Source organism: Paenibacillus caseinilyticus, from assembly GCF_027533645.1.
Classification (GTDB): domain Bacteria; phylum Bacillota; class Bacilli; order Paenibacillales; family NBRC-103111; genus Paenibacillus_G; species Paenibacillus_G caseinilyticus.
This window is the reverse complement of record NZ_JAQAGY010000024.1, coordinates 1-22,907: the sequence shown is the minus strand read 5'-3', so window position 1 is coordinate 22,907 and position 22,907 is coordinate 1. Positions and strand designations below refer to the sequence as shown.

General features: G+C 49.6%; 15 protein-coding genes and 2 pseudogenes. 13 read left to right on the top strand and 4 right to left on the bottom strand.

The window, feature by feature from the left end:
• The first annotated feature begins 58 nt into the window (after window positions 1-58).
• The 8 genes from O9H32_RS26350 to O9H32_RS26315 all read left to right on the top strand — a co-directional run bounded on the left by O9H32_RS26350 (window position 59) and on the right by O9H32_RS26315 (window position 14,513).
• Window positions 59-1,765, top strand: a complete 1,707-nt coding sequence (locus O9H32_RS26350; RefSeq protein WP_406627389.1) for an ABC transporter substrate-binding protein — start codon at window positions 59-61, stop codon at window positions 1,763-1,765.
• A 331-nt stretch (window positions 1,766-2,096) separates the two neighbouring features.
• Window positions 2,097-6,647 (top strand): cellulase family glycosylhydrolase, encoded by a 4,551-nt coding sequence (locus O9H32_RS26345; RefSeq protein WP_269869183.1) that lies wholly within the window; start codon window positions 2,097-2,099, stop codon window positions 6,645-6,647.
• A gap of 118 nt (window positions 6,648-6,765) precedes the next feature.
• The gene (locus tag O9H32_RS26340; protein WP_269869111.1) at window positions 6,766-7,575 is read left to right on the top strand and encodes a polysaccharide deacetylase family protein; all 810 of its coding nucleotides are present in this window, start codon (window positions 6,766-6,768) and stop codon (window positions 7,573-7,575) included.
• A 126-nt stretch (window positions 7,576-7,701) separates the two neighbouring features.
• On the top strand, window positions 7,702-9,399 hold the full coding sequence (locus O9H32_RS26335) for a glycoside hydrolase family 2 protein (protein ID WP_269869110.1): 1,698 nt from the start codon (window positions 7,702-7,704) through the stop codon (window positions 9,397-9,399).
• A 545-nt stretch (window positions 9,400-9,944) separates the two neighbouring features.
• Window positions 9,945-10,967 (top strand): hypothetical protein, encoded by a 1,023-nt coding sequence (locus O9H32_RS26330; protein ID WP_269869109.1) that lies wholly within the window; start codon window positions 9,945-9,947, stop codon window positions 10,965-10,967.
• Window positions 10,968-11,049: 82 nt separating this feature from the next.
• On the top strand, window positions 11,050-11,547 hold the full coding sequence (locus O9H32_RS26325) for a MarR family winged helix-turn-helix transcriptional regulator (protein ID WP_269869108.1): 498 nt from the start codon (window positions 11,050-11,052) through the stop codon (window positions 11,545-11,547).
• Between the two features lie 66 nt (window positions 11,548-11,613).
• Complete coding sequence (locus tag O9H32_RS26320) at window positions 11,614-11,871, top strand: dockerin type I domain-containing protein (RefSeq protein WP_269869107.1); 258 nt, start codon at window positions 11,614-11,616, stop codon at window positions 11,869-11,871.
• Between the two features lie 596 nt (window positions 11,872-12,467).
• Complete coding sequence (locus O9H32_RS26315; RefSeq protein ID WP_269869106.1) at window positions 12,468-14,513, top strand: carbohydrate-binding protein; 2,046 nt, start codon at window positions 12,468-12,470, stop codon at window positions 14,511-14,513.
• Window positions 14,514-14,720: 207 nt separating this feature from the next.
• On the opposite strand, the gene O9H32_RS26310 is transcribed toward O9H32_RS26315, so the two are convergent.
• Window positions 14,721-15,110, bottom strand: a complete 390-nt coding sequence (locus O9H32_RS26310; protein ID WP_269869105.1) for a helix-turn-helix transcriptional regulator — start codon at window positions 15,108-15,110, stop codon at window positions 14,721-14,723.
• A gap of 485 nt (window positions 15,111-15,595) precedes the next feature.
• On the opposite strand from O9H32_RS26310, the pseudogene O9H32_RS26305 reads away from it, so the two are divergent.
• The 3 genes and pseudogenes from O9H32_RS26305 to O9H32_RS26295 form a co-directional block, all read left to right on the top strand.
• Window positions 15,596-16,170 (top strand): annotated as a pseudogene (locus O9H32_RS26305) (transposase); the annotation flags it as partial.
• 220 nt (window positions 16,171-16,390) lie between these two features.
• Window positions 16,391-16,981 carry a cupin domain-containing protein gene (locus tag O9H32_RS26300; protein ID WP_269869103.1) on the top strand — a complete coding sequence of 197 codons (591 nt, stop codon included), beginning with the start codon at window positions 16,391-16,393 and terminating at the stop codon, window positions 16,979-16,981.
• 167 nt (window positions 16,982-17,148) lie between these two features.
• Window positions 17,149-17,448: an AMP-binding protein gene (locus O9H32_RS26295; protein WP_269869102.1), complete on the top strand. Its 300-nt coding sequence runs from the start codon at window positions 17,149-17,151 to the stop codon at window positions 17,446-17,448.
• 254 nt (window positions 17,449-17,702) lie between these two features.
• On the opposite strand, the gene O9H32_RS26290 is transcribed toward O9H32_RS26295, so the two are convergent.
• The 3 genes from O9H32_RS26290 to O9H32_RS26280 are packed head-to-tail and all read right to left on the bottom strand — an operon-like array spanning window position 17,703 to window position 21,342.
• On the bottom strand, window positions 17,703-18,854 hold the full coding sequence (locus O9H32_RS26290; RefSeq protein ID WP_269869101.1) for a Ger(x)C family spore germination protein: 1,152 nt from the start codon (window positions 18,852-18,854) through the stop codon (window positions 17,703-17,705).
• Window positions 18,851-20,254 (bottom strand): spore germination protein, encoded by a 1,404-nt coding sequence (locus tag O9H32_RS26285; RefSeq protein WP_269869100.1) that lies wholly within the window; start codon window positions 20,252-20,254, stop codon window positions 18,851-18,853. Before O9H32_RS26285 ends, O9H32_RS26290 begins: the two co-directional genes overlap by 4 nt.
• Window positions 20,251-21,342, bottom strand: coding sequence for a GerAB/ArcD/ProY family transporter (locus O9H32_RS26280; RefSeq protein WP_269869099.1), 1,092 nt, complete (start codon window positions 21,340-21,342; stop codon window positions 20,251-20,253). Before O9H32_RS26280 ends, O9H32_RS26285 begins: the two co-directional genes overlap by 4 nt.
• A gap of 249 nt (window positions 21,343-21,591) precedes the next feature.
• On the opposite strand from O9H32_RS26280, the gene O9H32_RS26275 reads away from it, so the two are divergent.
• Both O9H32_RS26275 and O9H32_RS26270 read left to right on the top strand, forming a co-directional pair.
• Window positions 21,592-22,449 carry an FRG domain-containing protein gene (locus O9H32_RS26275; protein WP_269869098.1) on the top strand — a complete coding sequence of 286 codons (858 nt, stop codon included), beginning with the start codon at window positions 21,592-21,594 and terminating at the stop codon, window positions 22,447-22,449.
• Between the two features lie 219 nt (window positions 22,450-22,668).
• A pseudogene (locus tag O9H32_RS26270) lies at window positions 22,669-22,907 on the top strand (IS5/IS1182 family transposase); the annotation flags it as partial.

The following is a 22,907-nucleotide window of genomic DNA, read 5'->3' as shown; positions in this document are numbered from 1 at the left end:
GCAGGTTGCTGTTATGCACATGCAACACATGCTCATGAAAAAGGGAGGCTTTAACAAAATGAAAAGAAAGATGCACATGGCTCTTAGCTTGATGATGTCACTCGCATTCGTTTTCGTCACGGCATGCGACAATTCGAATCAAGAGGGCGGTAATAACACGGCGACGCCAGGAACAACAAATGCAGCAAATGAGCCGGCAGCTGAGCCCATTACGATTCGCTTGGCAACCGGTAACAACCCGAACTGGGATGACATGCAATCCGATGTCGGCAAATTTATTAAAGAAAAAACAGGCATTACACTTAAACCGGAATTCCCCGTCGGTGGTACCGACACGGACATGTTTGCGCTTATGGTAGCAAACGATGAGTATCCGGATCTGGTTATGCCATCTGGCAGCGCAGGCAAATTGGTTGATGCAGGCGCTTTGATCGACCTTCGTCCATTGATCGAAGAGCATGGTCCTAACCTTAAAAAAGTTTACGGCGAATACTTTAACCGTCTTCGTTGGAGCGCGGATGATGACGCGATTTATATCCTTCCATCACTAGCCGCCGTAGGTCATAAGTATTTTGAAGCGGGTGGCGGATTCCAATTGCAGCACCAAGTGCTTGAAGCAGCCGGCTACCCGAAAATCAAAACCGTTAAGGATTACGAAGCCGCAATTAAAGCCTACATGGAGAAACACCCGAAAACGGCAGACGGCCAACCGACAATCGGGTTATCTCTTAACGGCGGGGAATGGCAAATTCTGATTTCCGTAACAAACCCTGCATTCTACGCAACCGGAGCACCGGACGACGGTGAGATGTTCATTAATCAAGATTCGTATGAAGCTATGATGCACTACCAACGCCCTGAAGAAAAAGAATACTTCCGTTGGCTGAACCATATGAACGATATCGGTTTGCTGGACCCGGAGAGCTTCATTCAAAAATACGATCAATACAAAGCAAAAATCGCTTCCGGCCGCGTTCTGGGTCTTATCGACCAGCAATGGGATTACGGCCAAGCTGAGAACGCTTTGAAAGCGGAAGGCAAATTCGCTTCGACCTACGCTCGTTTCCCTGTCACATTGAACGAAACGTACCAGGATCATTCCTTCCAAGGTACGGGTTACCTTGCTGGCTGGGGCACTGGTATTACGAAAGATGCTCATGATCCGGTTCGCTTGATCAAATTCCTGGACTACCTTGCTTCCGATGAAGGCCAAGTGCTCATAAACTGGGGTATTGAAGGCAAGCATTACAATGTAGTTGACGGCAAACGCGTCATCCCTGCCGATGTGCAAAAGCAAAAATCAAACGATAACAATACCTTTACGAAAACAACGGGTATCGGCAACTACAACCTATCCGCCCGTTACGGCGACGGCGTGAAGGATCCGTCCGGAAACTACTACACGACGACATTCCCCGAGCAGATCCAAAAAGCTTACTCGGATGAAGACAAAAAGACGCTGGCGGCTTACGGCGCAACGACTTACAAGGATCTGTGGCCTTCCGAAGACGCGTTCCCCGAACGCAAATACGGCGCGGCATGGACGCTTCAGTTCGAGACGGGCTCCCAGGCGAACGTTATTTTCCAGAAAACGCAAGATATTATGAAGAAACGCATACCGGAAGCGATTATGGCGAAGCCGGAAGATTTCGATAAGATCTATGATCAATTCCTGAAGGACCTGGAAGACGCAGGCGTTGCCAAGCTGAATGAAGAGTTCACCAAGATGGTGAAAGCTCGCGTTGAGCTTTGGTCGAAATCATAAGCTCCATTGAATTGCGAGGCATATGCTTGTATGAGAAAGGATTGCCTTTCACTGGTTACTATACATGTCCAAAAAATGAAGGTTCGCGATTCAACCTGTTGATAAAGTAGTTATGCAAGGAAAGCTGTGGGATGAGGGGGGGTGGTTATCGAAAACTGAGAACGCTCTCATATATCGGCTTTCAAGGAGGGCAAGTGGCATGATCGTAAGAAGAAAACGATGGAAGAAGGAGATTCGCTTGATGAAAACAAGGAAAACGTCGCGTGGATTCACCAAACAAATGATTTCCATATGCAAGTCCGCTTCACTTCTGGTGACGACTGCCGCGTTAATGGTAAGCATTGGCCCTGCCTTGACGCTCCCTAACAAGGCTTTCGCGGCGGATTCGACCGGAAGCGCTGCAGCGGCCGTACAGTCGGACATCGTGCCAATGAAGTCACAAGCCTATGATTGGGGCAGGGTGAAGATCGTGGGAGGCGGATTCATTCCGGGCATTATTTACAACCCGAAGGAGAAGGATCTCATCTATGCCCGCACAGATATGGGGGGCGCGTATCGCTGGGACCCCGCGACGAAGAAGTGGATTCAGCTGTTGGAATGGGTGAGCTTAGAAGACTGGAACCTATCGGGCGTAGAGAGTATCGCTACCGACCCTGTCGATCCGAATCGCGTCTATATTGCTGCCGGCACCTACTCGAACGACTGGGTGGAGTCGAACGGTTACATTCTCCGTTCGCAGGATCGCGGGCAAACGTGGGAGAAGACGGAAATGCCGTTCAAATTCGGCGGCAACATGCCCGGCCGTTCCATGGGCGAACGTCTGGCTGTCGACCCGAACGATAACCGGATCCTCTACTTAGGAGCCCGCAACGGGAACGGATTGTGGAAGAGCGAGGACTATGGAGCGACATGGCATAAGGTGAGCAGCTTCCCTGCAGTCGGCGATGTGAAGGATGACTATGGCGGCAATGTCGGCCCCGTATGGGTCACCTTCGATCCTTCGACGGGCTCTGCGGGCCATGCGACGCAGACGATTTATGTCGGCTTGGCGGATACCCAGACGAGTATTTACAAGTCGGTCGACGGCGGGGCTACTTGGGAACCGGTAGCGGGTCAGCCGAAACAGGGATTCCTGCCCCACCACGGTACGCTGGGTTCCAACGGTATGCTGTACGTATCGTTTAACTCGACGATCGGACCCTACCTCGGCGGCAATGGCGCCGTATGGAAGTTGGATACGAAGACGGGCGAGTGGACGGACATTAGCCCGGAAGGAGCCGGCAATACGAGCAATCCGTACGGCGGTCTTGCCGTCGACGCTCAGCATCCGGATACGCTGATGGTCGCCACGATGAACAAATGGTGGCCGGAGGAATCGATTTACCGCAGTACGGACGGCGGGAAAACATGGAATTCGTTGTGGCAGTTCAGCTCCAATCCGAAGCGAGACAACCGGTACACGATCGATTATTCGATCTCGCCATGGCTCGACTGGGGCGTTCAGCGCGATCCGGAGACCGATCCGGAGACCTCGCCGAAGCTGGGTTGGATGATCGGGGACCTGGAGATCGATCCGTTCAACTCCGACCGGATCATGTACGGTACCGGGGCGACGCTGTTCGGCTCCGAGAACGTGACCAATCTCGACAAAGGCGAGAAAATCGGGATCTCCGTCATGGCGGACGGGATCGAAGAGACCGCGATTCTCGGCTTGATTAGCCCTTCATCCGGGGCGCCGTTGATTAGCGCGATGGGCGATATTGGAGGGTTCCGTCACGAAGACCTGAATACGGCGCCGCGCATGATCAGGAATCCTTATATCGGAACCAGCACCGATCTGGACTACGCGGAGACGAATCCGAATTTGATCGTGCGTGTCGGCCATGCATCGAACCAAGACGCGCGGATGGGCATATCGACGGACAACGGCGTCACCTGGACGCCGGCGACTAATGCCTGGCAGGCGGAGAATGGCGACAACACGAACGGAGGATGGGTCGCGGTCGGCGCGAACGGCCATACGATCGTATGGGCTCCGCATCCGGATGGTAGCGCTATCCGGCCGGTGAGCTTCTCTACCGACCTTGGCAAGACGTGGACGGCCTCGAAAGGCATCCCGCAAGGCGCGAGCGTCTCTTCAGACCGCGTCAATCCGGACAAATTCTACGGTTTCCTTGACGGGAAGTTCTATGTCAGCACGGATGGCGGCGCCAACTTCACGGCTTCGGCGGCTTCCGGACTGCCGAATAATTTGAATGGCAAATTCAAGGCTGCTCCTACGGCCGAAGGCGATATTTGGCTTGCCAGCGAGGAAGGACTATTCCGTTCGACGGATTCAGGAGCGAATTTCGGGAAGATAGGCGGCGTCGACGAGGCGGTATCCGTCGGTTTCGGCAAAGAAGCGCCGGGCCAAACGTATAAAACGATCTATGCCGGGATGAGAGTGAACGGCGGCAAGTTCGGGTTCTACCGATCGGAGGATGAAGGGGCGAGCTGGATCCGTATTAACGACGAACAGCATCAATTCGCGAATGCAAGAGGAACGATTACGGGCGATGGGCAAGTGTACGGCCGGGTCTATATCGGAACGAACGGTATGGGCATCGTGCGCGGCGATATTAAAGAGGGTGCGACGGTGCAGACGCCAATGCAGTCCTATGTCAACGCGATGCAGCCGGGATATAATCTGGGGAATTCCCTGGATACAAGAGGCCCGGATGAAACGTCTTGGGGCAATCCGGTTGTCACTCAAGCATTTATTGACCAAATTGCCGCCCAGGGCTTCAAAAGCATCCGGATTCCCGTGACCTGGTATCAGCACACGGGACCTGCGCCATCCTACACGGTTGACCCGGCGTGGATGAGCAGGGTACAGCAAATTGTCGACTGGTCGCTCGAAGCCGGCCTGCACGTCATGATCAACATGCACCACGATTCGGTGGAATGGGTCAACACGATGGACACGAACCATGACCAGGTCGCAGCCGAATACACGGCGGTCTGGAAGCAAATTGCCAACACGTTCAAGGATTATCCCAACAAACTGGTGTTCGAAAGCATCAATGAGCCGGTTTTCGGCAACAACCTAGCAGACACAACGCAAATGTCGCTGCTCGATGAATTGAATACGACCTTCTTCAACATTGTAAGAGAGTCCGGCGGCAATAATGGGGTTCGTCCGCTTGTTTTGCCGTCGCTGTGGACGAATGCCAGCCAAAAATATGTGGATTCGCTTGCAGCCACGATAGAACAATTGAACGACCCGAATCTGATCACTACCGTTCATTTTTACGGCTTGTGGCATTTCTCTGTAAACATCGCAGGCTACACAACGTTTAATGCCGAAGTGAAAAACGATATCGATACAACGGTTAACAATGTCTATACTACGTTCGTATCGAAAGGCATTCCTGTTGTCATAGGCGAGTACGGAATACTCGGTTACGGTAAGGGTGAGGAAACCGTCGAGCGCGGCGAGATGCTCAAGTATTTCGAATACTTCCTCCATGCCATGCAGTCGAAGAGTATGGCGACGATGATGTGGGATTACGGCCCGTACGTTAACCGGACAACTTTCGAGTGGAGTGACCCGGAGCTATATCATATTATTATGCATAGTTTGACCGGCCGCACTTCGACGACGTCTTTCGATCGTATCTTCATCAAGAGCGGGGAGACGGTCAGCGACCAATCGGTCACCTTGAACCTGAACGGCAACAGCTTTGTCTCGCTGAAGAATGGCGATCAAACGCTCGTACCCGGCACAGACTATACGGTGGACGGGGACGTATTAACGCTCAAAGCAAGCTATCTTTCCAGTCTCGCTACAGGCGCATTAGGCCAGAAGGCGGTATTGTCGGCCCATTTCAGCGCGGGTCCTGCGTGGAAGTTGTACATTAATTATTATGATACAGCGACGTTGTCCAGCGTTTCCAGCACGATAACCTCCCAAGGCTTTGATATTCCTACAGCCTTCAATGGCGATCGAGTCGCTACGATGGAGGCAAAGTACGCTGATGGCGGCAATGCCGGTCCGCAGAATTGGACTTCGTACAAGGAAATTTATGATTCCTACAATCCTGACTACGCCAATGGAAGAATCAGGATTACGCCCAATTTCTTCCAGAATACGAATGACGGAGTCGTGAATCTGACGTTCCACTTCTGGAGCGGCAAGGTAGTCACATACACAATGACCAAGAACGGCACAACCGTTACAGGCACAGGTGCCGGCAATTCGGCTCCATCCGTCTCGATCACCTCGTATGAGGATGGCCAGGCGATCAATCTGAACAATCCGCAGCTTAACTGGACGTTCCATGACGCCGACGATGCGGATGTTCAATCTGCTTATCAGGTTCAAGCCTCCAGCAACGGTTGGGAGACGGTTGATGTGGACAGCGGCGAACTGGCGGGCGCATCCGGTTCATACACTTTGAATGGATTGGCGGACGGCAATTGGTCGATCAGGGTTCGCTTGAAGGACAATGGGGGCACCTGGTCGGAGTGGGCGTACAGAAGCTTGGTCATTGATACGGCTGCTCCTACCCTGAAAGTTGTCCTGGATAAGGAAACCTTGTGGCCCGCCAACAATAAGCTGGTCAAAGTAACGGCAACTATTGAAACGGATAATGACCCGTATCAAGTGGAATTGCTGTCCATTACGCCGAGCGCAGCCGTCGACAGCTATGAATCTATGGTACATGAAGCCGAATTCAGCACATTCGATACGGAGTTCTTGCTTCTCGCCAAAAAATCCAAGGGTAAAGAGCCTCTAGTTTATACGGTTACTTATAGAGCGACCGATCAAGCAGGGAATGTAACGGAAGCATCTTCCACCGTTACTGTTCCTCATGATCAATCAGGAGAAAGACTAAGCTAGTTCAGAAGCTTGATGCCTCCGGCCGTAATGGTTCGGAGGTATTCAGGTGGTATGGTAACGGAAGCTTCCGATGCGGTTTTGTTCCACTCCGTTCCACAATACGTAAGGAGGAGTCATAATGGGTAACGTGAGCATTCAATTCGACCGGTTTCCGAGAGGGCTTGGCAAGGCGGTCGTGTTTAGTTTTGACGATGGCCGCGAGCAAGACAGGAGGCTGGTGGAGGCTTTTAATCGATATGGCCTCAAAGGAACGTTCCATCTGAATTCCGGCAATTTCGGCCAGGAAGGATATATCGCTGCCGAAGAAGCATCGGACTTATTTCGCGGTCACGAGATTTCGGCCCATACCGTCACGCATCCCTTCCTGGAGCAGTCTCCGGATGACCAGATCGCGGAGGAACTGATCGCGGACCGCCGTAATCTGGAGGCGATTGCGGGATACCCGGTTCGCGGCATGAGTTATCCGTTCGGCACCTACAACGACCGCATTGTGCACGCGCTGCCGGTGCTCGGTATTGAATATGCCCGCACCGTCGAGAGCCACGGCGGCTTCCACATGCCGGATGATCGGCTGAGATGGCATCCGACCTGCCACCATAAAGACATGGTCGAGAAGGCGGAACTACTGCTGTCGTCCAAGCAGTGGTTCCGCCGGATGGAGCTATTGTTTATCTGGGGCCACAGCTACGAATTCGATTATGATGACAACTGGGACCTGGTAGACAAGGTGGGCGAGCTGATCGGCGGCGAGGAATCGGTCTGGAAAGCGTCGATGACGGATATTGTAACCTATCAGAATGCCCTTAAAGCGCTCCGTTTCTCGGTTGATCGAAGCATAGTACATAATCCGAATGCCCGTGAGGTTTGGATTAGCGCAGACGGCGAAGCCGTCCGTATTGCGGGAGGCGAAACGAAGAGGTTGCGCTAGCAAGTAGTGCTAATTCATGACCGGAAAATCATGGTTCACCATGTAATCGTGCTCTATAATTTGATGCGAAAGTAATGGAATATAAGAATAATCATCGAATGATATGAAGAGTTTGGAGGGAAAACGTTGTTGCGATTGTTTAGAACGCATGAAATACGCGACGTGCAAGAGTTGGAAGGCGATTGGGATTTCCAACCGACTAACGGAAAGGACGGGTTGCCGTCCCGCTACGAATACCGAATGCCCGTACCCGGGTGCTGGGAGATGCATCCGCAGTTTTCAACCTATCGGGGCAAAGCCGTATACCGGCGAATGGTAGACATATCGCGGAAAGGCGCAATCCGGCTTGTGTTCAAAGGCGTGAGCCATACAGCTGATATTTTTTTTGACGGTATACCGGCAGGTCGCCATTATAATGCGTACACGCCGTTTGCTCTCGTCATTCCGGATGTCGAACCGGGAATGCATGAACTTGCCGTGATCGTGGACAATTCGTTCGGCGAATCGTCCGCGCTCCATGTTCCGAACGATTATTATACCTACGGGGGCTTAATCCGACCTTCGGCCATTGAACTGCTGGATGAATTATTTATCGAACGAATCGCGTTTACGCCGATTTGTACAGCCGAAGACTGGCAGGGGACGATTCGGCTCTATGTACGGAATATCGGGCAACGTGCTTGCCGCGCACGGCTGCAGCTCAGTCTGGCGGGCCGGGACATTGATGCAGGCGAGGCGAGCGTGATGCCGGGTGAAACCGTCGAGCTATCGATTACGGAGCCGTTTCCTGGCATTACTCCTTGGTCGGCAAGTGATCCAACGCTTTATCTGCTGAAGGCGAGTCTGTATGTAGAGGGGCAGGAAGCCCCCATGGACGATTTGATCGAGCGGGTCGGCTTTCGAACGGTGTCGACGAAGAACGGGCGCATCCAGGTAAACGGCGAGGACGTTGTGCTGAAGGGCTTCAACCGGCATGAGGATCATGCGCTGGCAGGAGCCGCCATTCCTTATCCGCTTATGGTGCACGACATTGAGTTGATGCTGGACATGGGTGCCAATACCGTACGGACCAGCCACTATCCGAACGACGAACGGTTTCTTGATTTGTGCGATGAGCGAGGCATGTTTGTATGGGAAGAAAATCATGCGCGCGGCCTTAGTCTGGAGCAAATGAAGCATCCGTTGTTCGCCAAGCAATGCGAGGATTGCAACCGGGAGATGGTAGAGACTCATTTCAATCATCCAAGCATCATCATTTGGGCAATTCTGAACGAATGCGCGAGCGATACGCCGGAAGGCCGGGAGATATATCGGACGCAGCTCGAGCAAATCCGAACGATGGATTCGTCAAGGCCGCTAAGCTTTGCTTCGCACCACCGCGATCGCGAGCTTTGCTTCGATCTTGCGGATATCGTCTCGTTCAACTTGTATCCGCTCTGGTACGAAGAGGAGGATCCGCTGGAGCTTGTCAAGGAGGCGAGGAGGTGGGCGGACGAAGCCGGCGGTCTGGAGAAGCCGATGATCATGAGCGAATTCGGGGCCGACGGCTATTATGGCTATCGCGATCCGAGCCGGGTGAAAGGAACGGAGGAGCGCCATGCCGATATCATCGAGCGCAATCTGGAAGCTTATACGTCCGTCCCATTCTTGTCCGGCATGCTGATCTGGCAATTTTGCGATTGCAAGGTAACGGAAGGGACGGGATGGCTGCTGACCCGCGCCGGAACGCAGAACAGCAAGGGAATCGTCGACCGGTACCGCCGACCCAAGTTGGCTTATGCCGTTGTAAAGAAGTATTATGCAGGACAACTGCGCTCTGAATAGGAGTAATTTCTCATCGCGCAGCTTAATATTTGCCTAATATTTGCCTAACCATAATCGGAATGCATCCTCTTATAGTAAACAACGAAGCCGGCTACGGGGGAACACGTCAGCCGTCTTCGCTATTTGGCTTGGGATTAAGCATGTAGTTCCATCGCGTTCACGCACGTATGGGGTCCGGCAGCGATATGTCGGAGGACAAGAACATATATTCATTAGGGCCGCATAAGTTGCGGTTTTTTCTATTTAAGGATATATGTTCTTATCAAAAGTACATGACAAGAACATATATCCTTAGCCGTACATGACAAGAACATGTATTCATTGCCGTATAGCTCATAATTCTCGGGTGGTCGTTCAACTAACGTGAAGCACGGCGTGCTCCACTACGCGGTCGCCAACATGCTGGCAGTATAACGCAGTGTATCAAATAACCATTATTGTTGATTTATCTACATTCGTTCGCATATACTTAGAACATCTATTATATATATAACTTAAATATTCGATGTTCTATGTATTTTGAAAACGAAAGGAGTTAGTCAACTATGCGCATGCGTGGAGTGACCTATGATACGGGATTTCTAAGTGAAGGTACCAGCACACACCCGAACTTCGATGCGGCGAGAGTGTATAGGGAGATGGAAATTATACGGCGCGACCTGCACTGCACGGCCGTACGCGTGACAGGCGGCGAGCCTGATCGCCTGGAGATTGCTGCACGAGCGGCAGCAGCAGCAGGTCTCGAAGCGTGGTTCTCACCATTCACCAACGAACTTGACCAAGAAGAGCTGCTTGCCTTGCTTGCGGACTGTGCCGCACGGGCCGAACGCCTCCGGATTACGGGGGCTGAGGTGGTCATGGTCACGGGTGCCGAACTCATGCTTTTTACCCGCGGCTTCTTTCCCGGCGAGACGCTGCCGGATCGCCTCGCGGCTTTGTCTGAACCGACGGTTAGCCGTGCTGCGTTCGCGAAATTACCAACTCTGCTCAACGACTTCCTAGCACGAGCTGTTGACGTCGTTCGAGCCCGATTCGGAGGTCGAGTTACGTATGCAGCCCTTCCTAGCGAACCTGTGAACTGGGAACCTTTCGACTTCATCGCCGTCGACGCGTACAACTCCGCTGAAGTTGCTCATCTCTATACTGATTCAATCAAGAAGTTGGCAAGCTCAAAGAAGCCGCTGGTGATCTCCGAGTTCGGATGCACGACCTCAAGTGGTGCATCCGAACTCGGCGCACGCGGATTATTCATGGTCGAGTGGGACGGTGTACGTGCAGTTCGGCTGAAAGACAGCTACGAACGTGATGAGGCCGAACAGAGCCAATACTTCAACGATAGCGTCAACGTTTTCGAAGAAGCCGGAGTCGACACAGCATTCTGGTGTACCTTTGCTTGTCACAACTTGCCATACAGCGAAGACCCCAATCACGATTATGATATAGCGTCTTATGGGATCGTACGGGTACTGCAAGAAGGCCGCGGCGCGACTTACCCCGACATGCCCTGGGAGCCCAAGGAGGTATTCTATACCATCGCAGCGCGATATGCAGACGTAATGGAGTCTTAGAACAATCGCGACATTGCATCTGGAACCGATCAGCGAGAATCATGTAGTTTTCAACTGAATTCTTATACGGAGAGTGAATGGATTGTCGGATGAGCAGAAGAAAATAGCAAAGCAATTAATGGAATCGTACTTCCAATCGCAGGTTGGTGGAAATATGATGCAGAATCGCTCGATATACAATCAAAAGCCAGGCGAGATCATGGTACTTTATTTCATCAGCATGAATGTCAAAGATGATAGTCCGGGATTGATGGTTTCGGAAATAAGCGATAAACTAAATGTCACTTCGCCAACGGTAACGCATCATATCAACAGTCTGGAAGCACAGGAACTTGTCGAACGTCATGCTGATCCTGCCGATAGGCGAGTTGTAAGAATCCAGCTCTCGAATAAAGGCAAAAAGTATATACAGCGTATAAATGAGGCCCGCCTTAATATGTTCGTTGGTCTCGTCAAGCATCTAGGTGAGGAAGAAAGCCAGCTTTTTGCCGAGATGATGAAAAAATCTTCGGATTATATGATCAAACAACAGGAATTTTATTTCCGGAGTTTCTCTGTGGATGGAAATGATGAGAAATGAGTAAACGACTAACTCTGTTTTCTGGCCTATCGGAGGATTAGAACATATGTTTAAGGATATAAGTTCTTGTTGCCGGAGCCTGCTGCTCCGCTGCTCCTCCATATCGTTACGGCAGATCTGGACGGCGATGGTGCAGTGACGCTCACGGATCTTGAGCGGGTATCCCTAGCGTCCGGTACGGCAGCAGGCGATGCGGGCTATGACGCGTCTATGGATTTCAACCTGGACGGCCGCATTGATGTACTCGATGTCCAATATGTCAAGAACAAGCTGACGACAGCCGCACCGGCTGCGGACATCAGCGCTGCGGCTGCTCCTCTTTGAGCAAAGGCCAGGTTCACTCCACGTTGGAGCGGATCTGGCCTTTGCTTCATCCCACTTGTCCGTCCGATACACGTCGATCGTCCATGTGCCGTCGGTCTCGATCCTTAGCATCTTATAATATTCCTATAAACGTGCCTCTTCCGTAATGGACGGCGAGGCCGTTTATCTTGCGTGCTCACAAAGTAGCGGGCAACTCGCAGGCCAGTTTTTCCAAACCATTATTCTGAAAAGCCGAAAATATGGTATAGGCCATTTATAGTTCGATACGACGCGCATGGATTGTCGAGTTGGCGAATGATCGGCAGCACTCCAACGACAACGAAAACCATTCACGTTTGAAAAGGAAGGTGAAAGGTGAAACGTGCGGCTTGCAGTATTTGGCCCCAACATGGGTCTAGAGATTGTTTCTTTGGTGAGGAGCGCTTCTCGTGAAGGCCCAAATCCCAAAATACGACAATTATCCAAAAAAAATATAACTTTCAACTTTTAACGATTTGCTAAAATAGGAATGTAAGCGATGCCATTAATCTCCCGTGGGGGTGAATCAGAGAGTAGTTTAACGATGTAACGTGTTGACTAATACGGAGGTGTTCTAAGTGAAAAAAGTAATGATGTCAAGCATGGCATTCGTTTTGTTAGGAAGCTCGCTATCCGCCGCGCCCGCCCAAGCAGCTTCTAATTTGTCGGTCGATCTATCCAGCGTCATCGGTCCGGTCACCCACAGCTCTGCAGGTTCCCTTTACGGCGTTATTGAGAATAAGCCTGACAATAACCTCTTTCTTCCTCTACGGGCCAAAGCTTACATAAATCCGGCAGTCACAGGCTATCAGCAACCATGGGGGGCGGTTATTCCCGTCGCGCAGCGGTTGGCGCCATCTGGCAGTAAAGTCACAATTCGTCTAGCTGATTGGTATACCGGCTGGTATAACTATACGAATTTGACGGATTGGTTCAAAAAACTGACTACGACGGTCAATGACGTGAAGGCAGCCGGACTTACGAATGTATACGGTTACGAGTTATGGAACGAGCCTGATGGTACGTGGAAAGGCAAATATGTGGGCATGATTGATTACAGTGACAGCTACGTAGAATATACAGTCAACGTCCCGACAACCAAGTCTTACGCCGTAACGGTACGTTATGCGAACGGTACAGGTGCGGCTTCCTCTCATCAGGTTAGCGTCAATGGGGGGAGCCCGGTAATGGCCTCGTACCCGAGTTCTGGCGGCTGGTTCAAAACTGGTGCGGCATCCACGATTACACTGAGCTTAAATTTGACGGCCGGCAGTAATAAAATTCGATTCAGCAAAGGGAGCACAGGGTATGCCGAATTGGATTACATCGACGTAGCGGGAGGCAGCCCGGTTCGCTACGAGGCTGAGAACGGCACGGTTAATCACAGTAATATATACAATAGCGGATATGCTTCCTCCGACATTTCCGGTAATCTGACTTTTCGCGAGTTTTTCAGCGAGACCTACAAGAAGTTAAAGCAACTTGATCCGTCGGCCAAATCAATCGGCCCTTCTTTGGCCGGGTATTCGCACTACGCCATGGTTGATTTCATGACCTATCAGAAAGCGCAAAATACACTGCCGGAAATTACCTCTTGGCATCAACTCTTAAACGAGAATTTCACGTCCATTCACAACGATTACCGTGCAATTGAAGCCTCGCTTGGTATTACAGCGCGGCCCATTTCAATCAATGAGTACAGCGGCGCAGGCTGGTTAAATGATGAAGGAAAGCCTGGCGTTGTGGCTCCTTTGATTTCTAAGTTCGAGCGTCTTAAGGTTGATACGGCGATGCAAAGCTATTGGGATGTTCCGAATCCAGGCAGATTGGGAACGCTTCTCGCAAAGGACACGCAGCGGAATGGAGGCTGGTGGTTCTACAAATGGTATGGTGATATGTCTGGCAATATGGTTAGCGTCACCCCTCCAAACGCGAACGATATTCTTGCGCTAGACGGATTTGCCAACGTGGACACCACAAAAAAGTATGCCAGCGTCCTGTTTGGCGGGGTAACGGATGGCTCCGTCAATGCCGTAATCAAGAACTTCCCGTCGTTCTTCGGCGGCAACGGAAGCAAAGTACATGTACGGGTGGATTGGACACCGTTCGTCAATCGAAGCACGGTCGTGGACACGACCAAAACGCTGCTTGAGGGCGATTATTCGATTAGCAACAATCAAATAACCGTCCCGATGACGGGGTTGTACAATAACGACGGCTATCGCATTTATATTACGCCGTATGGTCAGGCGACCAACGTGTACGAAGCCGAGGATGCAGCGGTCAACAGCGCGAATATCGCTTCCAGCGGTGCGGCATCCGGCGGTAAATACGTCGCTCAGATCGATCATGGCGACAGCTACGTCGATTTCTATGTCAAAGTGCCAACGACCAAAAGCTACACGATGACCATCCGCTATGCCAATGGTACCGGAGCGAACGCCACGCATAATTTAGCCTATAATGGTGGTCCATTGTCCACCGTTACATACCCAGCAACTGCCGGGTGGGGGCAATTCGGAACGGTGAACGTGAGCGTGAATCTAACGTCCGGAGACAATATTATCCGGTTGGCCAAAGGAAACACCGGGTATGCGGAGATTGACAGTATTACGATTAACTAGCTCTAGGATCAGCACTTGAACCAAAGGCTGCCAGTTCGTTCTGGCGGCTTTTGGCTATATTTATGCGTGGGCTAATCGGGGAGAAGGCTAGATGACCGTTTTAGGTAAGGAAAAGATAGCGGTTATATTAGTAAAACTCGTAGTCTGTTGACTGGACTAAGAGTTTTTATCTTTAGGGGGAATTAAGTTTCCGGAAGGAGAGCAGGGTCATTTCCGGAAGGAGAGCAGGGTCATCCCGCTATGACGTTTGAAACAGCTAAAGAAATACGGTGCATAATGAAAACCAACCTGCTCGCCAACTTTGGCGATCGGCCATTCGGTCTTGATTGGAAGCAGTTTGGCCTGCTCTAGGCGGTATTGCAGCAGGTACTCCATTGGCGTACAGTGAAAAATTCCCTTCATGCACCGCGCAATGTAATTCGAATGAAAATGAAGCGATTCTGCCAATGTTTCATTGGTCAGGTCCTGCTGATAATGGCGGCGCAGATAGGCCTCTGTCCGCTCGGCTAGTTTGACGACCGAACTTGTGCTGGAGCGTCTTGCTCGTCCTCTTCGAGCAGCTGAAGCAAATCCATGAATTGCTGCTGCTCTCTCCAATAAGCCGCTGATCCATTCGCGTTCGTCTGCTCTTGCATCACCTCGAGCAGACGAACAATGCTGGCGAACTGTCGCGGAGTCGAGTGCTGCGGCAATTTGAGGTAATAGGGGTTCGCCCATGCATGCCGGATCGGGAGGGAGGTACGGGGATCGCTAACCTCGCGATAGGTGCCGTGCACTCAAAGTGGATCCAATAGAAGACCGTCTCTTTCGTGCAAACGGCTGTCGTATAATGATAGGGCATATGATGATTATTTAATTTTGCTTGGCAGTAACAGTTCAGACGCCATAAATGTATTATGTTCTGGTAGTGATGAAGTTCGATTAAGCCCATGATTGTTCAACTTGCGAAGATAATAGTTGACGCAATTAAGAATATAACCTGACGAGTAGTAGATCAATTGTCTTCAATGGATGCTTGTTGATTCGCTTCATGAACTGACCTACATGTAACTTGATTGGAATGAACAGACGACAACGTTCGGACCCAGCGGCTTGCAGGCGAAGTTCAGGCCTGCCGCTATTGGACTCGTTACGTTGACGAGGACTGGGTCATCGAAGGCATAACCTTGATTTACAAAGCGACGTCCTGGAAGCAAGCGCGCCGGGTAGCGATCATCCGCAAGGCACAACGATTCGAAGATGGACAAAGCCGTATTCTATTGGATAACGATTGGCACTACGAAGCGATTGTGACGAATCTCGAATGGGAGCCCCTCGATCTGTGGCGCTTTTATAACCAACGCTGCTGCATGGAGAATTTGATCAAGGAAGCCAAGCGCGGCTTCTCTATCGATCGGATCGCGACGGGTGATTTTAAAGCTAATGAACTGGATTTGCTGATTAAGCTGCTCGCATACAATTTGTTCGAACGCTTCAAACATGACTGCTGCGTGCCGGTGCACCGGGGATATACCATTGCCCGGTTCCACTGGAATTCTTTCATTGTGCGGTGACGCTCATACGACACAGCCGATCCGTCATGTTAAAACTGATGAAAGACTTCGCAGGCCAACATACCTGGAAACGAATTGAAGCGAGAATAGCACGGTTGGAATGAAACCCACCAAAAATTAACATGGTCAGGTTAATAAACTATTACACGGCCTTAGTCCGGAACTCCATCGGGACTAGGTCGTTTATTTTTATCTGTAATCCCCCCCATTTAAGGGTACCCCAGAATGATTACGTAAGGCCGTTACCGACCATGTAGCATAGGCACGTTAACTGAACACAGGCATATAATGCATCCTATAATCCTGAGAGGGGATGACCTGAATATGTATCATGTTCCTAATACCTTTTATCCGTATTATGACTATCTTAATAAACCAATGTATTACGCCGATTTTTTGGCTAGAAACCATTTATTTGCACAATACATTCCTGTCCAACGTTCTTTCTGGGATACTCCTTACTTTGAAAATGAGACACTCGTTCATTCTAGCCATGGAGGAACAGTAAAAGATTACGGAAACCAACCTTTCGTCGTAAATATTGACGCGGCTACGAAGCAAAACAATACTTACCGTACGGCTTTATGGTCTGGTAAGCATTTGCAAGTGACTTTGATGAGTATTAACGCTGGTGATGACATTGGTTTAGAAGTTCATCCAACAACGGACCAGTTCATCCGTATTGAAGAGGGGCAAGGGATTGTCCAAATGGGAGACAGTAAAGATACATTAGATTTTCAAGTAAAAGCATATGATGACTTCGCCATTATGATCCCCGCAGGAAAATGGCATAATATAACCAATACAGGATCTACACCACTGAAAGTTTACGCTATATATGCTCCGCCTGAGCACCCCTTTGGCACCGTTCATATAACGAAGGCAGCTGCTATGGCATCTACAGAACATAATTAGGTTTAGGTTTATGGCGTTGCAAAAAAACATGCAGCTTACCTATACATCAGGCAGCACGGGGCAACCCAAAGGCGTCTCCGTCCGCCACTATGTGGCCGTCAACCCATCGTCGATATCAACCGCAAATTTGAAATAGTAGCGGACGACCGGCTGCTGGGTCGTCGTCGATGGGCTTCGACCTGTCTGTGTACGGCCTGTTCGGGGCGCTCGCTGCCGGAGCTGTGCTGGTCATGGTGCCCGATCACCGGAACATGTCGGCGGTGCTGCAGACGGTGGAGACCGAGGGCATCACCGTGTGGAACTCGGTGCCTGCACTGATGGAGCTGTCCTTGGATACGGCGGAGCCGGGCCGAACGTTCCCTGGTCTGCGCACCGAGCTGCTCAGCGGAGACTGGAAGCTTGGATTACCTGCCGAACGAGGCTTTAACAAATTTGCATGTCGGACTGGGCCGTTATGCGCGGGTTGACACGAAGCCCGATTGGAATCCACTCGCCTCTAGCAGTTTCGTTCCCTGATTTTATTTCCAACCCGGTACAATCGGCTGTACCGGGTTAGGAAGGCGTCCACCGCTTAGAAAAAAAATGCCGGTGCCCCAGGCTACGACCATCCATAATAAGCATACTTTGGCTTCCCTGTTCATTCCTTTTTTATGTAGAAAATAATATTGGTGAACGGAGAAGCCGATCACCGTTAGGGTGAACATTATGATTCTGAACAACATTATTTGATCAACTCATTTTCTTGTATGAATAAATTAGCGCCTGACGAGCCCACGCCCGCGATATCTGCTTTGAGCTGCCATTGGATTGGGAGCTCCCTATACATGGATGGCCAGTTCTTTTCAATCCTTTTCCAATAATCTGGATCCTTGCGATAGATCACAGCACCTAAGCCTGCGCTATCCACCTCGTATTTCCGCTGTAATTTGTAAAACAATGATTTGTAGACCTGTTCCAGTTCCTGTTCCAATTCCTTGTTCAACTTCTCGATATATTGGGGGTTGGTAACATCCATAGGAGTTTGATTTTCATTGATATGTGCAGTTGCTTTGACATGACATAAAAACTGTGGAACGTTATTCACTAGGGATACGTCAGGCTTCACTTTCAACGTGTCTAAAGCAACAAGAACTTTTCCTTTCTCTTCCATGAGCTCCACTATTCCAAATGGCTTTTTATTAAGCATGCTGTTCAAAGCAACCGCCTCGAGATCATCCACAAACCCGACAAGCTTAAAGCCTTTGAATAAAGCAATGCTGTCTAGTGCGGCTTTGGCATTTTCCTCTGTCTTATTGGTAAAACCGGCAGCCACAGGTTCGATGCCGGGCGTAATGGAACTTATAAAGATCTCTCTTAGCGAAGTAGGAACTTGTACCTTTGTTTTGACGATCTCTCTGAACACTTCACCGGGAGTTGGATCAAGTTCATACTCCATGTTTATTAGTTTGGATGCATGTGCATTTCTTGCAACGACGAAATAGGTTTTTAGCCTGTTTTTGGGGCTGCGGCTGATCTGGTCAAGAATGCCCTCTATGCCGTCTCTGGCAAGAGACTCACTTACAATAAAGACGCGCCTGTGAGTAGTAACAAACTGTCTGGATAACTGCCGGTCCAGATCTAGACGAACCTTATCCAAGTCGTCTCCTTTCGATTGGATCGACATTTTTACTTTGGGACCTGAACTGTTATTATTACCGCTTCTTGGTACAGCGAACATAGTCTGAGCTTTAAATTGGTTCGTTTTCTCATCTTTATCAATGGCGGTGACTAAAAGAACCCCTACATCGTTAAGTTCCACTCGATCCCAGCAACCGGTAACCAATACGGTGGCCAACATCAGGAAGAGGGCTGCTATGCATTTGCCGTAACTCAACTTTTTGGCTCCTTTACGCTGGAGTTCGAGCTTCTCTTATTCTTGTTGTTCTCCAGAAGCCACGTAGGCGCACGGAAAATAAAATCATTGAAGTCCTTCAAATTCACTGGGGCGAGAGGGGAGAGATAAGGTATTCCTGCGGACTCCAGACCCGTTAAGTAGATGGCGATGAATATAAGACCAATCACAATACCAAACAATCCGAACGAACCCGCTAATAACAATAACCCAAAGCGCAGGATCCGAAAGGGATAGGTCATATCATAGACTGGAAATGTAAGGGAAGCAATACCGGTAAGCGAAACGACAATGACCATGGGAGTCGAGATAATACCTGCTTGTACAATGGCTTGGCCGATCACGAGAGCGCCGACAATACTGACCGTCTGGCTGATCGTGCGGGGTAAGCGGACGGCTGCTTCCCGGAGAGCTTCGAATGTAATTTCCATGATGATCGCCTCCACGATCGCCGGAAAAGGAGATGTCTCTCTTTGTGCCGTAAAAGATAAAAGCAGATTGGTGGGCAGCATCTCTAGATGAAATGTGGTTATCGCTACATAAAGCGATGGCAGGAGTATGGACAATCCGATGAATGCCGCTCTGATGAGGCGGAGAAAGGTTGCACTGAAAAAGTTAATGTAATAGTCTTCAATCGCAATAAAAGCGGACCAGAATTGAAAAGGCACCATCAAGGCAAAAGGCGTATTTGCGGTTAATACCGCTACTTTGCCGTTCAACAAAGCTCTAGAGACGACATCCGGCCTTTCTGTCGTTTGCATCGTAGGAAATATACTCAGCGGATGATCCCGGATCATTTCTTCAATGGATCCGCTTCCTAACACGGAATCCAAGGTAAGATTGGATAACCGCCGGGTCATTTCGTCAACTACATGCTGCGGGGCCGTTCCTCTGAGGTAGACCAACCGCACTTCCGTAGTGCTGACGGAACCGATATGCCACACCAACATCTGAAGATGCTCGCTCTGCACTCTTCTGCGGATTAATGCTGCGTTCATTTCCATAAGTTCCGTGAATCCTTCGTGCGGTCCGCGAAGTGTGGTTTCTGTTTCAGGGTTCTCTACGCTTCGATGCGGAGAAGACGACATATTGGCAATGAGTACGCGTTCCTCGCCTTCATGCTTAATTACAATCATGCCTGCAAGAATGGATTGAACGATTTTATCGAATTGAGTAGTTTCTTTCAAATCACTTGCGGTTAAGTTTTGATTTGATTCTATTTTCTCGATAATTTCCTGCCCAACCCGCTGCTCATTCACTATTCCTAACAAATAAACCAGTGTAGTCTTACCGACTTGGCGGAAATACAGGTCTGGAGCCTCCCCGAACTGCTTCTTCACTTGTTCTGTAAAATGAAGATTGTCTGTTGTCAATCGGTTCATCGAAACCATCCCTTCGAGAATTCCAATTTTTTGTGGAACATGGAAATAAATAGGGCGAGGATCGGTATACAGATTAATAAGGGGACGTGAAGAATCCACACGACCCAATGCAATCCGACAAATAGATGACTCCCGATATTCTCAGCCATATAGATGGCGAAAAACAAAACAATGACACTTACCGGAACGATGACTACCCGGTAGTCGGCGATCTTCCACTGATCAGCAATCCCGATACACGCGGCATAGGTCAAGATAAGAATTTTCAATAACCCTCCAATAATGAAATTGGTCACCACGATCGCATCGATATTATCGATAAAGTCAGCCAGACTGATCAATTGGAAAGCAGACAGTAAGGGATAAATCAGGCGGTCAAACATGGGCCCGAGTGTGGTGATGGCCAGAAAATCCAGGATCAATAAAACCATGCCCCCGACAAGCGTGGCAAGCAGCACTGATCTTCGATAAGCTTTCGGTTCTATGGTATAAGCCCAAAACATAGCAAAGCTTAAGGTTTCGCCATAGGGCACCGTGACCCCCAAAGGAAATACGGTTTTCCAGATGCTGCTCCAGTCAGCGGCTATGGGAGTCAAGAGAGAGAAGTCAATGATTCCTGTTGCGGTTAATAGAAAAAACTCGGTAAGAAGAAAAATGAAAACGATAGGAATAATCAATTCGGCTAACCGCGCGATTCTTACTAAGCCTGTATAACAGGAGTAGGTGATGACCGCAAGCAATAAAATCATCGTAATTCCCATAGGTGTTTTCGGCAGGATATACGTGTGCATCAGCTCCCCAAAATCACGCAAATCCCGTCCGGCATCATAGATCATAAAAAGAATATAAACAAACCCCAACAGATTCCCTACCATCCTCCCAAACAGATGATTCAGCAGTGAAGTCCAGTTTTTGCCGGGATACCATTCGATCAGTTTACAATATATCCCAATTAATGAAAAACCGACCAGCGTACTGATTCCTGAAGCGATCCAGGCATCTTGTTTTGCGCTTCTCCCAAAGCCGAAGATGACACTGGTTCCTAATTCGAAGAGGACATAAAGACAAAACAGCTGCCACCGCGTCAAAACCTTCATCAGACTTAAATTCCCTTCTAAGCACACGTGATATGCTTATATTTCCAAATCAGGCATTACATTATTCTCAAATGGGATCGAGTGTTTTCCTATTTCGGATCTCAATTGGTGCTCAGCGTGCGTATAGGGGATTGGGAGTATTCGTTAAAGACCGCTACCCAGTTATATCCATATCGGAACCTCCATAGGCATATGCACATATCATGTGTCTATATGTTTCAAAGGAGGCGCGATAAAAACATGAACAAGTCGGTAAGAACATCTCAGAAGGCCGATAACCGAATTATTGAAATCACGGGTGTGGACACAGTCGCCAAATATCTTAGAACCGTCGACCGGATTTACCAAATGGTCTGTCCATCCGACCAACCCCAAGCGTGCGAGCTGTGGTTCAGAGGGGTCAAGAAAGCTTCTTATGATTTGGAACCCTCTATCTCGAGGGGGCTTGGGGCCAAATCTGAGATTGTCTATTTGTCCAAATTCCGTTCCCTAGCATACCCATACTTAGGGGAAGTACCTTATTTTCCCAATGCAGAAGATCGAAATTCATACTGGAGCTGGCTTTTCCTGATGCAACATTATGGGGTGCCTACCCGTCTACTCGACTGGTCCAGGGAGGCACTGGTTGCCCTGCTGTTCGCTCTTGGTAAACCGAATGCAGACGAAGCCAAAAACAATGCGGCAGTCTGGTGCTTAAACCCTATGGAGTTGAATAAAGCCTTTCGTCTTTATAATTATCTCCAACCCGGCTATATTCCCAATGTTACAGAACCGGCCTTTACAGCGCGTTTCGGTCCCAATGCGAAGAATGACAATATAAAGGCCGCGGCGGCCATCGGGCCACTGAATAATCCTCGAATCATAAAGCAGGCAGGTACATTTACCGTATATCCCCGCAGAGACCATCTGATTCCGCTGAATAAGCTTTCGGACAGCTCAAAGTATCTGTACAAGATCATCATCGACAAGGATGCCCGCGCAGATATGAACAACCAGCTTCTCCATTACGGGCTAACGGAAAATGACCTGTATCCTGGAATCGAGAATGTGACTGCGGATATTAAGCAGGAACTTCAAGCGGAAGGGTTTCCCGTATGAATTGTTTCAGTTGAACCTGTAACTTTAGGAAGCCGAGCCCCCTTTACTTACCAGGTCCAGCGATTGCTTAATACAAATTCATCGTGGAAAGAGACCTAGTCAAAAAAAGAGGCCACTGAAAAAGTCCGTCCTATAAAAAGCACAGCACTTCAAGAAAATTGAAGTGGCTGTGCTTTTTTTGACGTATAATTGAGTCATCACGAAAAGTGGGTGAGACGGATGATCCAACAACAACAAAGCTTGGTTCTGAGTTCTTATGCGGCTCTGTATGATATCGTCGTGCCGAAAGATAACATGCTCCGTCAAATTAATGAACTGGTGGACTTTACCTTCACCTATGAGGAACTGGAAACAAAATATTGTTTGGACAAGGGACGCAGCGCAATTGACCCCATCCGGATGTTTAAATATTTGTTGCTGAAAACCATCTTTGAACTATCTGACGTAGATATTGTCGA

Coding starts and splice junctions, on each gene's coding strand:
- O9H32_RS26300 (WP_269869103.1), top strand. CDS start 16,391: ATGTATCATGTTCCTAATACCTTTTATCCGTATTATGACTATCTTAAT.
- O9H32_RS26295 (WP_269869102.1), top strand. CDS start 17,149: ATGGGCTTCGACCTGTCTGTGTACGGCCTGTTCGGGGCGCTCGCTGCC.
- O9H32_RS26285 (WP_269869100.1), bottom strand. CDS start 20,254: ATGAACCGATTGACAACAGACAATCTTCATTTTACAGAACAAGTGAAG.
- O9H32_RS26350 (WP_406627389.1), top strand. CDS start 59: ATGAAAAGAAAGATGCACATGGCTCTTAGCTTGATGATGTCACTCGCA.
- O9H32_RS26275 (WP_269869098.1), top strand. CDS start 21,592: ATGAACAAGTCGGTAAGAACATCTCAGAAGGCCGATAACCGAATTATT.
- O9H32_RS26345 (WP_269869183.1), top strand. CDS start 2,097: ATGGTAAGCATTGGCCCTGCCTTGACGCTCCCTAACAAGGCTTTCGCG.
- O9H32_RS26330 (WP_269869109.1), top strand. CDS start 9,945: ATGCGCATGCGTGGAGTGACCTATGATACGGGATTTCTAAGTGAAGGT.
- O9H32_RS26340 (WP_269869111.1), top strand. CDS start 6,766: ATGGGTAACGTGAGCATTCAATTCGACCGGTTTCCGAGAGGGCTTGGC.